This window comes from Woronichinia naegeliana WA131 (genome assembly GCA_025370055.1).
Taxonomy (GTDB): Bacteria; Cyanobacteriota; Cyanobacteriia; order Cyanobacteriales; family Microcystaceae; genus Woronichinia; species Woronichinia naegeliana.
Genome location: CP073041.1, coordinates 7,432,988 through 7,446,526, shown reverse-complemented (window position 1 = coordinate 7,446,526; position 13,539 = coordinate 7,432,988). Strand labels below are relative to the sequence as shown.

At 43.4% G+C, this 13,539-nt stretch carries 15 protein-coding genes; 11 read left to right on the top strand and 4 right to left on the bottom strand.

Annotated features, from left to right (window positions below; translation table 11 throughout):
• Positions 1-86 precede the first annotated feature (86 nt).
• The 7 genes from KA717_37875 to glnT all read left to right on the top strand — a co-directional run bounded on the left by KA717_37875 (position 87) and on the right by glnT (position 6,730).
• Positions 87-293 (top strand): hypothetical protein, encoded by a 207-nt coding sequence (locus KA717_37875; GenBank protein UXE61108.1) that lies wholly within the window; start codon positions 87-89, stop codon positions 291-293.
• Between the two features lie 127 nt (positions 294-420).
• Positions 421-1,341 carry a LysR family transcriptional regulator gene (locus tag KA717_37870; protein UXE61107.1) on the top strand — a complete coding sequence of 307 codons (921 nt, stop codon included), beginning with the start codon at positions 421-423 and terminating at the stop codon, positions 1,339-1,341.
• Positions 1,342-1,446: 105 nt separating this feature from the next.
• Positions 1,447-2,463, top strand: a complete 1,017-nt coding sequence (locus tag KA717_37865) for a T4 RnlA family RNA ligase (protein UXE61106.1) — start codon at positions 1,447-1,449, stop codon at positions 2,461-2,463.
• Positions 2,464-2,468: 5 nt separating this feature from the next.
• Positions 2,469-3,305: an AAA family ATPase gene (locus KA717_37860; protein UXE64910.1), complete on the top strand. Its 837-nt coding sequence runs from the start codon at positions 2,469-2,471 to the stop codon at positions 3,303-3,305.
• A gap of 192 nt (positions 3,306-3,497) precedes the next feature.
• Positions 3,498-4,370, top strand: coding sequence for a fatty acid desaturase family protein (locus KA717_37855; GenBank protein ID UXE61105.1), 873 nt, complete (start codon positions 3,498-3,500; stop codon positions 4,368-4,370).
• The gene (locus KA717_37850) at positions 4,367-5,383 is read left to right on the top strand and encodes an alpha/beta fold hydrolase (GenBank protein UXE61104.1); all 1,017 of its coding nucleotides are present in this window, start codon (positions 4,367-4,369) and stop codon (positions 5,381-5,383) included. Before KA717_37855 ends, KA717_37850 begins: the two co-directional genes overlap by 4 nt.
• Positions 5,384-5,422: 39 nt before the next feature.
• Positions 5,423-6,730 carry a type III glutamate--ammonia ligase gene (gene glnT, locus KA717_37845; protein ID UXE61103.1) on the top strand — a complete coding sequence of 436 codons (1,308 nt, stop codon included), beginning with the start codon at positions 5,423-5,425 and terminating at the stop codon, positions 6,728-6,730.
• 71 nt (positions 6,731-6,801) lie between these two features.
• On the opposite strand, the gene KA717_37840 is transcribed toward glnT, so the two are convergent.
• Together KA717_37840 and KA717_37835 are read right to left on the bottom strand one after the other, a co-directional pair.
• Positions 6,802-7,272: a hypothetical protein gene (locus tag KA717_37840; GenBank protein UXE61102.1), complete on the bottom strand. Its 471-nt coding sequence runs from the start codon at positions 7,270-7,272 to the stop codon at positions 6,802-6,804.
• 270 nt (positions 7,273-7,542) lie between these two features.
• A complete protein-coding gene (locus KA717_37835) occupies positions 7,543-8,001 on the bottom strand; it encodes a reverse transcriptase-like protein (GenBank protein ID UXE61101.1) in 459 nt (152 codons plus the stop codon).
• Positions 8,002-8,047: 46 nt separating this feature from the next.
• Between KA717_37835 and KA717_37830 the strand changes: the two genes are divergently transcribed.
• From KA717_37830 to KA717_37815, 4 genes are all read left to right on the top strand, one after another.
• A complete protein-coding gene (locus tag KA717_37830; GenBank protein ID UXE61100.1) occupies positions 8,048-8,710 on the top strand; it encodes a class I SAM-dependent methyltransferase in 663 nt (220 codons plus the stop codon).
• Between the two features lie 329 nt (positions 8,711-9,039).
• The gene (thrC, locus tag KA717_37825; GenBank protein UXE61099.1) at positions 9,040-10,356 is read left to right on the top strand and encodes a threonine synthase; all 1,317 of its coding nucleotides are present in this window, start codon (positions 9,040-9,042) and stop codon (positions 10,354-10,356) included.
• A 186-nt stretch (positions 10,357-10,542) separates the two neighbouring features.
• Complete coding sequence (locus KA717_37820; protein UXE61098.1) at positions 10,543-10,818, top strand: MoaD/ThiS family protein; 276 nt, start codon at positions 10,543-10,545, stop codon at positions 10,816-10,818.
• A gap of 97 nt (positions 10,819-10,915) precedes the next feature.
• Positions 10,916-11,779 (top strand): shikimate dehydrogenase, encoded by an 864-nt coding sequence (locus tag KA717_37815; GenBank protein ID UXE61097.1) that lies wholly within the window; start codon positions 10,916-10,918, stop codon positions 11,777-11,779.
• A gap of 107 nt (positions 11,780-11,886) precedes the next feature.
• On the opposite strand, the gene KA717_37810 is transcribed toward KA717_37815, so the two are convergent.
• Both KA717_37810 and KA717_37805 read right to left on the bottom strand, forming a co-directional pair.
• Positions 11,887-12,096 carry a hypothetical protein gene (locus KA717_37810; GenBank protein ID UXE61096.1) on the bottom strand — a complete coding sequence of 70 codons (210 nt, stop codon included), beginning with the start codon at positions 12,094-12,096 and terminating at the stop codon, positions 11,887-11,889.
• Positions 12,097-12,378: 282 nt separating this feature from the next.
• A complete protein-coding gene (locus tag KA717_37805) occupies positions 12,379-13,332 on the bottom strand; it encodes an asparaginase (protein ID UXE61095.1) in 954 nt (317 codons plus the stop codon).
• Between the last annotated feature and the right edge of the window lie 207 nt (positions 13,333-13,539).

The window sequence follows — 13,539 nt, the reverse complement described above, 5'->3', positions numbered from 1 at the left end:
CAAATACCTTGGTTTGCTCGCACTATAAAGCAGGTTCATTGAATCAACCCTGGCTAACATCTTCAATACTTGGGAGGTTGTTAACGATGCAACTCGGTCAAATTCTCCTGCGAAAAAACTGGATTTCTTCCGACCAGTTAGAAACGGTACTCAAGCTACAAGCTCAATCTCAGGTTCCTATCAGGTTGGGAGAGTTACTGGTGCAACAAGGTTTTCTTACCTCATCCCAATTAGCCGAAGCCTTATTGGAGCAACATTGGCGTAAAAGCGGGTTTTGGGTGATTAGTGATTGATTTAAGGTGACCCAGAATTGAGTGAAGATGCCAGAGCAGTCTCTCTGGATTGACTTTAGTCATAGAAAAGAACTAACATAGATAAAGCAAAGATATATTATTTCTATCATAGCTTTTATCTATATATATGAAACAGGCCACTCTCCATCAATTGCAGATTTTTGCGGCGATCGCCCATTATGGGAGTTTTACCCGTGCGGCGGAAGAATTATTTTTAACTCAACCGACGGTTTCCCAACAGATGAAACAACTGACCAAGGCGATCGGCGTTCCACTCTACGAACAAATTGGCAAGCGGATTTATCTCACGGATGCCGGCAAAGCGGTTCTGAGTGTTAGTCAAGATATTTCCCAACGCTTTAACGAGCTAGAAATGACTCTAGCTGATATCAAAGGGCTAAAACAGGGAAACCTGCGACTAGCGGCCATTACCACTGCCAAATATTTTGTGCCTCGTATTTTAGGCGTTTTTCGGCAACGCTATCCAGGCATTAGTATTTCCCTACAAATTGCCAATCGCCAACAAATTTTGGATCGTCTCAGCAATAATCTAGATGATCTTTATTTTATTGGTCAACCGCCAGAAGACTTAGACATTAATCTCCGTCACTTTCTCGATAATCCTCTTGTTGTGATTGCTCCCCGTCATCACCCTTTGGCCCAGGAAAAGTTAATTCCCCTCGAACGATTAGCTAAGGAACCTCTAATCATGCGTGAGCCTGGGTCAGGGACTCGAATGGCCGTAGAAGATTTTTTTACGGAAAACCGTTTGCCAATGCGGGTAGAAATGGAAATTGGCAGTAATGAAGCCATTAAACAAGCGGTAGTCGGAGGTTTAGGCCTATCAATTCTCTCCCGTCACTCCCTTGCCCTAGAAGGTGCTCAAGGCCCTTTAGTGATCCTGGATGTGGAAGGTTTTCCTATTCAAAAACACTGGTATGTTATTTACCCCAGTGGTAAACAGTTATCGATTGTGGCCCAAACCTTTTTAGATTATCTATTAACAGAGGGTAGGGAGTCGGCTCAGAATTTTGTTAATATTGTCTAAATACTTCACAAAAATAGGCGATGGTCTTGCTCAACTAGCTTAGATTGTTTAGGTTAACTCATTACGTCGTGACTTGAGATTATAAGTAACATTAATAAAAAAAGAATGAATCTAGAAGCCTTACAAGCCTTGGTCGAACAAAAATTGGTGACTGTTCAAAAACATCCCGATACAGAATTTTATATCTATAATTACAGTCCTTTGGTGCAATATCAGCGACTGTGGAATGAGATAACGCTGATGACCAGAGGATTAATTCTGGATGCCGACGGTAATATTATTGCTCGTCCCTTTAAAAAGTTTTTCAATTTAGAAGAACATTCCCCGACAGAAATTCCCCAGGAACCCTTTGATGTATTTGATAAAGCAGATGGCAGTTTAGGGATTCTCTATTGGTTACAGGAACAACCTTGTATTGCCACCAGGGGCAGTTTTACCAGTGATCAAGCTTTTCATGCTACTCAATTATTACGCGATCGCTATAGCCATCTTTTTTCTAAACTAGAGCGAAATGTCACCTATTTATTTGAAATTATCTATCCCGACAATCGCATTGTCGTGGACTATGGAGAAATGGACGATTTGCTCCTATTAGCCGTAATCGACAATCAAACAGGTTTGGATTTACCCTTACCCACTGAATTAGGTTTTCCCGTCATTACCCATTATGATGGCATTCATGATCTAGACCAATTAAAGGCGTTAGAACAGGACAATAAAGAAGGTTTTGTGATTCGTTTTAAAAATGGCTTTCGCTTGAAAGTTAAATTTTCAGAATATGTTCGTTTACATCGTATTATTACTCAAACTTCTAGTACCGTTGTCTGGGAACATTTAGCTGCCGGAAAATCCCTAGAAGAATTACTCGAAAGAGTTCCCGATGAATTCTATGAGTGGGTTAAGCAAACTAAATTAGAATTGGAAGGAAAGTTCAATGCTATTTTAGATGAAGCCCAGGCTGCTTTTAAAATTTTTCCTACTCGGAAAGAATGTGCGGAATATTTTCTGACCCAAAAATATCCCCATGTGATGTTCCGTTTATTGGATCATAAAGATCCCGCAGAGGTTATCTGGAAAATGGTTAAACCGGCCTATAGTAAACCCTTTAAGATTGAAACTTAGTGATAATGTTAAACGTGATTATTTGTAAAGGCTTGCCTGGCTCCGGTAAAAGTACCTGGGCAAAAAAACTGATTGATGATCATCCAGGACAATATAAAAGGATTAACAAGGATGATCTCAGAGCCATGTTAGACAATGGAAAATTTTCTAAGCAAAATGAAGATTTTGTGCTGGAGGTTCGCAATCAAATTTTATTGATGGCCTTACAGCAAGGCAAACACGTTATCATTGATGACACAAATTTACACCCAAAACATGAAGCTAAAATTCGGGAACTAGTTAAAGGAATTGCGACGGTTTCTATTCAAGATTTTACCCATATTTCTGTGGAAACTTGCATTAAGCGTGACTTAAATCGTTTTGCTTCTGTGGGAGAAAAGGTGATTCGGGATATGTATAAACAATTCCTTGCCCCGAAACTAGAACCCTACTTATTTAAAGAAGGTTTACCCCATGCTGTAATCTGTGACTTAGATGGGACTTTATGTCTATTAAGAAATCGCAATCCCTACGATGCTTCCCATTGTGATCAAGATGATCTCAATCCAGTAGTTGCCTCTCTATTAGTGGGGAAAATTGTTTTGCTGGTGTCCGGTCGAGAAGAAAAATATCGCGAACCAACTTTAAAATTTCTAACAAAATATAATATTCAATATCATGCTCTCTGGATGCGAGAAACTGGAGATAGGCGTAAAGACTCGATTATCAAAAAAGAGATTTTTGATCGTCATATTCGGGATGTTTACAATATTGAATTTGTGTTAGATGATCGCAATCAAGTGGTAGAGCTTTGGCGCAGTTTGGGATTAACCTGTTTGCAGGTGGCAGATGGAGATTTTTAATCATTTCTCTATTATCGGGGAATTTCGTATCTCACGTTACAACTTATGGGCCAGCACACCGTTGAAACTAGCATTAATTTCCCCCTAGACTCTCTAGCCGCAATGCCGATCGCCAATTCAGTCTCATCTCCCATCGAGAGTGATAGCAGTACAAAGCTAAACCCGTTGCTTTCCCCAGAAGATCTGAAACTTTTGAACGAGCGTTCCAACCTCAAAGGAGGGCTGCAATTAACAGGTCATTTAGGCGTGATGATTACGAGTGGTTATTTATGGGCAACCAATCCTCACTGGTTTATTGCCTTTCCTGCGGTAGTTATTTATGGCTTTAGTTTGGCGACAATGTTTGCCACCTTACATGAATGTAGCCATCGCACAGCCTTTGAAAATAATCGCTTGAATGATGGAGTTGCTTGGTTGGCTGGCATCCTCTCCTTTTATAACAGTACCTTTTATCGGCGTTACCATAAATGGCATCATCGCTATACCCAAATTCCCGATAAAGATCCCGAATTGGAAGACCCAAAACCTCAAAATTTACAGCAATATCTATTAGAAATTAGTGCCATTCCCTGGTGGTTAGGAAAGATACGGGGACATTTTCGCATTGCGTTAGGACAGTTAGATAATTATCCCTATATTTCAGAAACAGCCAGGCAGGAAGTCATTCGTTCAACTCGCTTACAATTGTTAGTTTATTTTGTTGCGATCGCGGTTTCTATTATTTTTAAACAGCCTTGGTTTGTGATGTATTGGCTATTGCCTTTGGCGATTGGGCAACCGATTTTGCGGATGATTCTTTTGGCAGAACATACAGGCTGTACCCAGGATGACAATCCTGTCACCAATACTCGCACAACCTTAACTCTGTGGCCGATTCGCTTTTTAATGTGGAATATGCCCTACCATACCGAACATCATCTTTATGCTTCAATTCCTTTCCATGCTTTGACAGCAGCCCACGCTAAATTGTCACCTCATTTAAAACAGCTTGAATCAGGTTATCTGAAGGTGAATCGCAACATTATTGCGGGTTTTGATCAATCTATTGAGCCGCTCCAATCATGATCAGTTCTGGTGGCACTTTTACGATTGAAAACTTCGTCCTTCAATGTGGTGCAGTTCTGCCCCAAGCCCAATTGGTCTATCAAACCTACGGTCAATTAAACCGCGATCGCTGTAATGCCATTCTGTATCCCACTTCCTACGGCGCAACCCATTTAGATATTGAGTGGCTGATTCGTCCTAACGGCATTCTTGATCCAGAGCAATGGTTTATTGTCATCCCCAATATGTTTGGCAATGGGCTATCCAGTTCACCGAGTAATTGTCAGGCTTGCGGTTTAGCGGAACAGGGCTTTTGGTTTAGCCATTGGGATAATGTGTTAGCTCAGGAAAAATTGCTACGAGAAGTTTTCGGAATAGAAAAACTAGCGATGATCTATGGCTGGTCTATGGGAGCGCAACAGGGCTATCACTGGGGAACTTTATTTCCCGACAAGGTAGAAAGAATCGTGGCTCTTTGTGGAACGGCTAGAACCACCGACCATAACCGCATCTTTTTAGAAAGTCTGAGAGCGGCTTTAACGGCTGATCCGGCCTGGACAGGAACCCATTTTGAAGGTATTCCCGAACGGGGTTTTCGTGCCTTTGCCAGAATTTACGCGAGTTGGGCGGCATCCCAAGCCTTTTATCGAACAGGCATTTATTATCAATTGGGTTATGATTCCCTTGAAGATTATCTACAAAGAGCCTGGGAAGCGGGTTATCGAAAACGAGATCCTCATAATTTATTGGCAATGATTGATACCTGGTTGCGCTGTAATCTGAGTGATAATACCACCTATAAAGGGGATTATCATCGCGCTTTAACGGCCATTCAAGCTAAAACCTTAGTGATGCCCTCTACCACGGATTTGTATTTCACTCCCGAAGATTGCCAAGCCGAAGCAAACTTGATTCCGAATGCTGAATTTTTACCCATTCCTTCGATTTGGGGACATCGAGCAGGCAATCCCTATCAAAATCCCGAAGATGAAGCTTTTATTCGTCAAGCCGTCCATAAATTACTCGCTACTTAAATTTTGTCTGTCAAACCGAAAAACCTACTTTAAATTTCTATGACTCTTCTTTCTGACATTGCTCGCCAAAAAGGTATCCGTTATTTCCTGATTAGTTTTACCGATCTTTTCGGAGTCCAGCGATCAAAATTGGTTCCTGCCCAGGCGATCGACATCATGGCAACTAATGGGGCGGGCTTTGCAGGTTTTGCCGCTTGGTTGGATATGACTCCCGCCGATCCTGATGTGTTGGCAATTCCCGATCGCAATACTTTAATTCAATTACCCTGGCAACCCGATGTAGCTTGGATGACGGCGGATTTGCAGACAACGACAGGAGAACCGATTTTGCAAACGCCTCGACTGGTACTAAAACAAGTGTTAAGCCAAACGGAATCTAAGGGTTATCGCGTTAAAACGGGGGTGGAATGCGAATATTTCCTCCTCTCTGCTGATGGTGAACAAATCTCGGATAGCTGCGATCGCCAAAGTAAACCCTGTTATGACCAGCAATCTTTAATGCGTCGTTTTGAGGTCATTGCCGAAATTTGTGATGCCATGCTGGCCTTGGGTTGGGGAGCCTATCAAAATGATCACGAAGATGCCAATGGGCAATTTGAGATGAACTGGATGTACGATGATGCTCTCGTTACGGCGGATCGTCATGCCTTTTTTAAATACATGGTCAAGGCGATCGCGGAAAAACACGGACTGCGAGCCACTTTTATGCCCAAACCCTTTCCCCATTTAACAGGCAGCGGTTGTCATACTCACCTTTCTATTTGGGATTTAGCAGGAAATACCAATCTTTTTAATGATGCCCAGGGAGAATTGGGACTATCGAGTTTGGCCTATCAATTTATTGCGGGCGTTTTACATTCCGCCGAAGCGATTTGTGCTTTTACCAATCCCACTGTCAACTCCTATAAACGCATTAATGCCCCTGTCACGGCTTCGGGAGCAACCTGGTCGCCCAACTCCATTAGTTATAGTGGCAACAATCGCACCCATACCATTCGCATTCCTGAAGCAGGACGATTTGAGTTTCGCCTAGCCGATGGTGCAGCTAATCCCTATCTTTTACCAGCCGCCCTGATTGCGGCAGGTCTGGAGGGTATCGAGCAAAAACGAGAGGCGGGTCAGCGTTGCGATAACAATAACTATACAGATCCGTTACCCGAAGGAACGGCCAAAAAACTACCCGGTAATTTACTGGATGCGTTACGTTGCTTGGAAGCAAATACGATTATTGCCAATGCTTTAGGTGAACAATTTGTCGCTTCCTATCTCAAACTAAAACATCAGGAATGGCACAATTTCTGCGATCGCATTACGGCTTGGGAGAAAGAAAATACGTTGGATTGTTAATAGATAAGCATCAAGCTTGTTATCAATTGAAAAGCTCTTCCTCCTCAACAGCGATCGCCACATTTGGGAAATTAGGCTATTCGAGAATAATTATCGGTAACATCCTCAACTTGTCTGAGACGATCTTTAATAAGCTCTAAAAACTGACTTTTTTCCAATTCCAATCCCTGTTTAACGTTGCCACGATGGGGAAAGAAAATAATGCTGTCTAGGCCTTCTGAGACCAATAACTTAGTGAAAATTAAGACGATAGGGACTTCAACAACTCGCAACCCTGGATCATCAAAATCTTCATGCTTTTTTGCATCTTGCATACTTGTAAAGGCATAGACAACCCTTTTCTCTAACGAGGGATCTAATCGATGGCAAAGGGTCGTTACAATCCATTCTTGTTCAGGACTTGTCCAGACGAAAAAATGGCCCCGTTTAACCCGTTTCGCATAACTAACCATCACTGGAATGATTGCTTTTTCGATCGCAACGGTGGACATGATTCCTTGTAGTCCTTTAGATAGCTCCTGGAGTTGGGATTTCAGATTCATGGCCTGTCCTCTCGTGGTTTTAAGGTTTCAGCGATCGCGTTGAGAATGCGATTAATCAAATCAGGGGATTGAACTAACTCTCGAACTAGGCGAGTTTTGTCTTCTTCCGGCAAGGGCATAATCATAGCAACGATTTGCTGTATCCGAATCCATGCGAGGAAGTGTTTCCTTATGCTTGCCAGGATCTTTGGGCATAAAATTCAATTCCAGATCTTCGGCGGCTGTACTGAAAGGATCTTGGTAATCAGTCACGGAAAAAACATGACATGATTATTTTGATTGGAGGCAACGAAGCTCCCATCCTAGGGCTTCTTCAATGCAGCGATGAACTGCCTTATGGGCTGAACGATTTTGTTCTGCCGAGATCCATTCCACACTCACTCGGTCAAACTGTCGCATTAGTCGTATGGATTCCCGATAGAGGACGCGCACTTTTTCGGCTACAACTTCCACCAAGCCATTGACCTGATTGAAGATTGTCTCACTATCTCCTTTGATTTCCACAGATTGCAGTCCAAGTTGTTGGGCTTTACGGAGACCAATGAGTAGCCCTTGATATTCCGCTTCTTCTTTACTAACAAAGGAGAGCAGTTGGCTAACCGTAAAACGTCGGCCATTCGGTAGCAAAATGACGGCGGCGGCGGCTCCCTGTTCATTTTTGGATTCTCCCGCGAATAGCATAATGGGAAAAGCACTGTCCCTGATGATTTGACTGGTAGGATTAGGCATCGTCAATTATTAAATACAATGAACGTAATCAGGAGAGGGTAATTAGATGGAGCGTATTCTTGAACCGGAAGTAATGGATACAGAAGCCGAAGCCTTGGAGTATGATGCGATGGACTTTTTGTCCATTAATACTGTTTTTGCGCAACAAGCCCTAGCCCTTGGCCCGATGGTTGGGAATATTTTAGATGCTGGAACAGGAACCGCACGTATTCCTATTTTAATCGCTCAGTTGCGTCCTGAGTGGCAGATTGTGGCCATTGATTTGGCCCAGTCGATGTTAGCGATCGCCGAGCGTAATGTCATAGCCGCCGGACTAGAAAAGCAAATCCGTTTGGAATTTGTGGATGCCAAGCATTTACCCTATGCTGATCATTGCTTTGATGGGGTCATTTCTAACAGTTTATTGCATCATTTACCCCGTCCCCAGATTTTTCTACAGGAAGTGAAACGAGTTCTAAAACCCCAGGGCTTTTTACTGTTGCGAGATTTACTTCGTCCCGATACCCCTGAACAACTCGATCAAATCGTCAACCAGATTGGCCCCGATTACAGCGATCGCCAAACCCAACTCTTTCGAGATTCTCTACAGGCTGCCCTGACTTTACCCGAAATCGAAAACCTTGCCCAAACCCTTGCCCTCTCTGACTTAAAAATTTATCAATCCTCCGATCGCCATTGGACAATTGAACGACATTACATCCACCGTTAACTAATCCATCTCCCCATCTCCCCATCTCCCCATCTCCCCATCTCCCCATCTCCCCATCTCCCCATCTCCCCATCTCCCCATCTCCCCATCTCCCCATCTCCCCATCTCCCCATCTCCCCATCTCCCCATCTCCCCATCTCCCCATCTCCCCATCTCCCCATCTCCCCATCTCCCCATCTCCCCATCTCCCCATCTCCCCATCTCCCCATCTCCCGACCTTTTTCGTACGAAAATCCTAATCCCGACTTTTTTTATCGGGTATGTTTGACAGGTATTTTGCCCAGTGTTAATCTGACGACATACCAATGGAAAAGAGGACGATCTTAACCATGACTGTAGCAACACAAATCCCCACCGCTTTCACCACTCAAGCCCCCACAAGTTTCTGCACTAAACTGGTTTCCAAGGAAGGTGGCACCGAATACCCCCTCAAGGCGATCCACATCTGCGAAGAAACCTTTGCCCCTTTGGAAGTCGCCTATGACTATGACTTGATTCGTCGTTATGTCACCCGCGAAACCATTCAGGCTGGCCCCCACTCCATCTGGCGTTATCGAGCTTTTCTGCCCGTCGTTGGCGATGACCTAATTGATGTGGGAACAGGCATGACTCCTCTGGTTAAATCCCACCGTTTAGCCCGTCGTTTGGGTCTAAAAAATCTTTATATTAAAAATGATGCGGTCAATATGCCCACCCTCAGTTTTAAAGATCGAGTGGTATCCGTGGCTCTGACCCGTGCTCGTGAATTGGGTTTTACGACGGTTTCCTGTGCAAGTACAGGTAATTTGGCGAATTCTACCGCCGCGATCGCCGCCCATGCGGGTTTAGATTGCTGTGTATTTATTCCCTCTGATTTGGAAGCTGGCAAAATTTTAGGCACGCTAATTTATAACCCGACCGTAATGGCGGTGAAGGGCAATTACGATCAAGTTAATCGCCTCTGTTGTGAAGTGGGAAATACCTACGGTTGGGGTTTTGTCAATATTAATCTACGTCCTTACTATTCCGAAGGTTCCAAAACCTTGGGCTTTGAGGTGGCCGAACAATTAGGTTGGAAATTACCAGATCACATTGTGGCTCCGCTTGCATCAGGTTCTCTCTTTACTAAGATTTATAAAGGCTTTCAAGAATTTGTCAAAGTCGGTTTAGTGGATGACAAGCCCGTGCGTTTCAGTGGTGCGCAAGCTCAAGGTTGTTCTCCCATTGCGACTGCCTTTAAAGAAGGTCGGGATTTTATTGCCCCCGTTAAACCAGATACCATTGCTAAGTCTATTGCGATCGGCAATCCGGCGGATGGAATGTATGCGATCGATATTGCCAACAAAACTAACGGTAATATTGAAAGTGTCACCGATGCGGAAATCATTGAAGGCATTAAACTTTTGGCAGAAACCGAGGGAATTTTCACAGAAACCGCAGGCGGAACTACCGTTGCTGTGCTGAAAAAACTGGTGGAAGCCGGTAAAATTGATCCTGAAGAAACGACCGTTGTTTATATCACTGGTAATGGTTTGAAAACTCAAGAAGCGGTTCAAGGTTATATTGGCGAGCCTCTGATTATTGAACCGAAACTGGATAGTTTTGAGCGTGCTTTAGAGCGGTCACGAACTTTAGAACGTCTGGAATGGCAACAAGTTCTCGTTTAATTGCATACCTTCTAACTCTCCTTTAAAAAGCGACTGTTGACAGACATTCCTTGGCCGCCTTAGAAGCTTGAGCCCCTCGTCTTTGTCATCCTGCGTTTTTTAAGGGGAACTAGATTGTTGAGATGGATTTATCCCCCCTAACCTGAGAGAAAGTTCTCTTTTGTAATTCTTTAAGTGTCTTTTCCTATGGCTGTTACTGTTTTAATTCCTACTCCCCTACAGAAGTTCACTGACGAAAAAGCAAATATCAAATGTGTTGCTGATAATGTCGGAGAACTGATTGAAGCTCTGGAAAAAGATTGTCCAGGCATCAAAGCCCGTCTTTGTGATGAGGCAGGAAAACCTCGACGTTTTTTGAATTTCTATGTCAACAGAGAAGATATCCGCTTTCTGGATGGAACGGCAACTACCCTCAAGGATGGGGATGAAGTTAGTATTGTTCCGGCCGTAGCTGGAGGTTGATTTAGAAACCAAGTGATTTGTGTTGCTCTGAGGGTGCGTTTCCGTACCCTTTTTTCTATTTTAGTTAAATTTTTAGTTAAATTTTCTTGGCTTAAAAATGTCAGAAATTACAGGTAAGACTAGATTGCTCGGTGTGATTGGCCATCCTATTGGTCATTCCCTTTCTCCTTTGATGCACAATGCGGCTTTAACAGAATTAGGAGAAAACTATGTTTATGTGGCGTTTCCAATTAAACCGGATGATTTGGCAACGGCGATCGCCGGTCTAGAAAGTATTGGCGTGGTCGGTTTCAGTGTCACCATTCCCCATAAACAGACGATTATGCCTTTTTTAAGTCAAATAACACCGACTGCAAAATTAGTGGGAGCTGTTAATACCGTTTGGTGGACAGAGCAGGGTTGGCAAGGAACCAATACCGATGTTGAAGGTTTTGTCGCTCCGTTAACAGAACTGGATCGAGATTGGTGGAAAGTTAAACCTGTTGTTTTAGGGAATGGAGGGGCTGCCAGGGCAGTGGTCGTGGGATTGGCCCAGTTAGGCTGTCCAGAGATTCAAATTGTGGGACGGAATTTGGAGAAATTAGAAGCGTTTAAAAATAGTTGGTCAAGGGCAGATTTTAACTCAGAGCTATCAGTTTATCCTTGGCAAGCTCTGGCCGAACTCATCCCCTCAACAACATTGCTGATTAATACAACGCCTCTCGGTATGACTCCTCACCTTGAACAATCTCCCGTGGAAGAGGATCTGATGCAAGGATTATCTTCTAGCGCGATCACCTACGATTTGATTTATACTCCCCGTCCAACTCGTTTTTTACAACAGGCCGCTGATCAAGGCGCGACAATTATCGATGGTTTAGAAATGCTCGTTCAACAAGGTGCGGCTGCTTTACGTTTGTGGTTACAGAAACCAGTTCCAGTTGATACAATGCGTCAAGCTTTAAGGGATTTTATTCCCTAACCTTAGGTCACTTTTGCTTGATCTTTTGGACGCAATAAAAAACCCCTATTCTGACTATGAAATAGAGGCGGAATATATCCAGAGGGTTTTAAAATCTAAGGCGAAAACTAATAAGCCAATGTTTCTAAGGTTTGACGAAGATAATGACGGATCTGAGTATCTGAAAAGGGAACAGTCAAGTCTTTCTCGTTAGTTTGTTCTTCTTGCCAACACTTAAAACCAGAGCTAGTCGCGATCGCCAATTTGAGGCTTGCCCAAATAGCAGAGTCATTATTAAGATCAATTTCAGTCTTAGAGAAAACTGCTGCACTAACCATATTTTATTGTCTCTCCATAATTTGTTTTCTCGGTGATGGCTTTAGCATAACCTAGTCTTCCCCGAATAAACTGCAACAGCGGACACACAAATGGAAGAAAATATTAAAAGATTAATGATGGTGGTCTTTACCCGTCAGAAAACTTGCCAGTGACATTCACGAAGGCTGAAAGCAAGACGGTATATAGACAAAACTAAGAGTAGCGAGCCAATAGTACGATTATAGATGGTTACAGTGAATTGGTTCCACATAGTGTATTAAAACATCGTTTAAAAGTACCGTTTAAAGCATCGTCAGTTCACCAATAATCTCCAAACGCGTGTAATGACTTAAGGTCATAAATTTATCTGCTAACGTTTCAGCCACACTCGGCGGAATCCAACCCATTTGTTGTAAAAGATGAATAGCTGTTGCATACTTAGCCCGTCGAGCACCATCTTTAACCTTAATGGCCATGCCCAAACCTTCTCCCCCACGAGCAATACATTGAATACCTTCCGAACCCGATTTACTGACTAGTTCCCCTTCCGTTAGCCGCATTAATTCCGTATCAAAAGACCCTTCTGCTGCCACTAAACGGGGATAATAGGTCATGGCCCGAATGACTCTTTCTAGGTCAATATGATTGCCGGAAGCCATTTGGGCATAAAGGTGTGCCATCTGTCCCAACTGCATAAAATAGGTGGGTGCACCACAGTCGTCATGGGCGGCGATTAGCTCATCCCCTGGCAAGGACAATAATTCAGCCACTTTACTTAAAATTAACTGTTGAACCGGACTCTGCGATCGCAGGTAGGAATTAATAGGCCAATTACGCTGTTGACAGACCGCTAACATTCCCGCGTGTTTTCCTGAACAACCATGTTGTAACGCACTATTGCCATTGGCTGGAATCGGACATTGCAATGCACTAGGGTCAATATCTGCCCGCCACAAAATATTGAAAACCTGTCTAGCCTGTTCCGTCGTCCCACGATGAGAACTACAAATAATCGCCAAATCCTTATCCGTTAAACCAAATCGTTCTAAGGTTCCCGTACTCGTTACCGCTAAAGCTTGAAAGGGTTTTAAAGCAGAACGAATAAAAGCATTGGTTTCAGCATTGCCCGCCACTAGCAGGGTTCGGCCTCGATCATCACAAACAACGGCTTCAGCATAATGGGTGGACTCAATAATACCTTCCCGCAGAAGATGAATCTCGATTTGGGGGGCTTGGGAACGTTTTCCTCTGCTCATTCTGGTTTCAATAGACAATTTATACTCACAGGGGCAAGGGGTGATTGGCTCTAGGGTCTAGGCTCTATACAACTTTAACAAATATAGAGCGGAATTTTCTCTGGGAAGGCGAGGGGGATAGCTATTCTGATTTCAAAATCTCAATTAGTTTCTTAAAACTACTTCGTATCTTTGGCAAGCGGTAAAAAAACGAGCTAATCTTGACTG

What these genes read in the sequence shown, in the direction of transcription:
- KA717_37850 (UXE61104.1), top strand. Translation starts at nt 4,367, where the DNA reads ATGATCAGTTCTGGTGGCACTTTTACGATTGAAAACTTCGTCCTTCAA.
- KA717_37860 (UXE64910.1), top strand. Translation starts at nt 2,469, where the DNA reads ATGTTAAACGTGATTATTTGTAAAGGCTTGCCTGGCTCCGGTAAAAGT.
- glnT (UXE61103.1), top strand. Translation starts at nt 5,423, where the DNA reads ATGACTCTTCTTTCTGACATTGCTCGCCAAAAAGGTATCCGTTATTTC.
- KA717_37830 (UXE61100.1), top strand. Translation starts at nt 8,048, where the DNA reads ATGGAGCGTATTCTTGAACCGGAAGTAATGGATACAGAAGCCGAAGCC.
- KA717_37870 (UXE61107.1), top strand. Translation starts at nt 421, where the DNA reads ATGAAACAGGCCACTCTCCATCAATTGCAGATTTTTGCGGCGATCGCC.
- KA717_37835 (UXE61101.1), bottom strand. Translation starts at nt 8,001, where the DNA reads ATGCCTAATCCTACCAGTCAAATCATCAGGGACAGTGCTTTTCCCATT.
- thrC (UXE61099.1), top strand. Translation starts at nt 9,040, where the DNA reads ATGACTGTAGCAACACAAATCCCCACCGCTTTCACCACTCAAGCCCCC.
- KA717_37810 (UXE61096.1), bottom strand. Translation starts at nt 12,096, where the DNA reads ATGGTTAGTGCAGCAGTTTTCTCTAAGACTGAAATTGATCTTAATAAT.
- KA717_37840 (UXE61102.1), bottom strand. Translation starts at nt 7,272, where the DNA reads ATGAATCTGAAATCCCAACTCCAGGAGCTATCTAAAGGACTACAAGGA.
- KA717_37865 (UXE61106.1), top strand. Translation starts at nt 1,447, where the DNA reads ATGAATCTAGAAGCCTTACAAGCCTTGGTCGAACAAAAATTGGTGACT.
- KA717_37820 (UXE61098.1), top strand. Translation starts at nt 10,543, where the DNA reads ATGGCTGTTACTGTTTTAATTCCTACTCCCCTACAGAAGTTCACTGAC.
- KA717_37815 (UXE61097.1), top strand. Translation starts at nt 10,916, where the DNA reads ATGTCAGAAATTACAGGTAAGACTAGATTGCTCGGTGTGATTGGCCAT.
- KA717_37805 (UXE61095.1), bottom strand. Translation starts at nt 13,332, where the DNA reads ATGAGCAGAGGAAAACGTTCCCAAGCCCCCCAAATCGAGATTCATCTT.
- KA717_37875 (UXE61108.1), top strand. Translation starts at nt 87, where the DNA reads ATGCAACTCGGTCAAATTCTCCTGCGAAAAAACTGGATTTCTTCCGAC.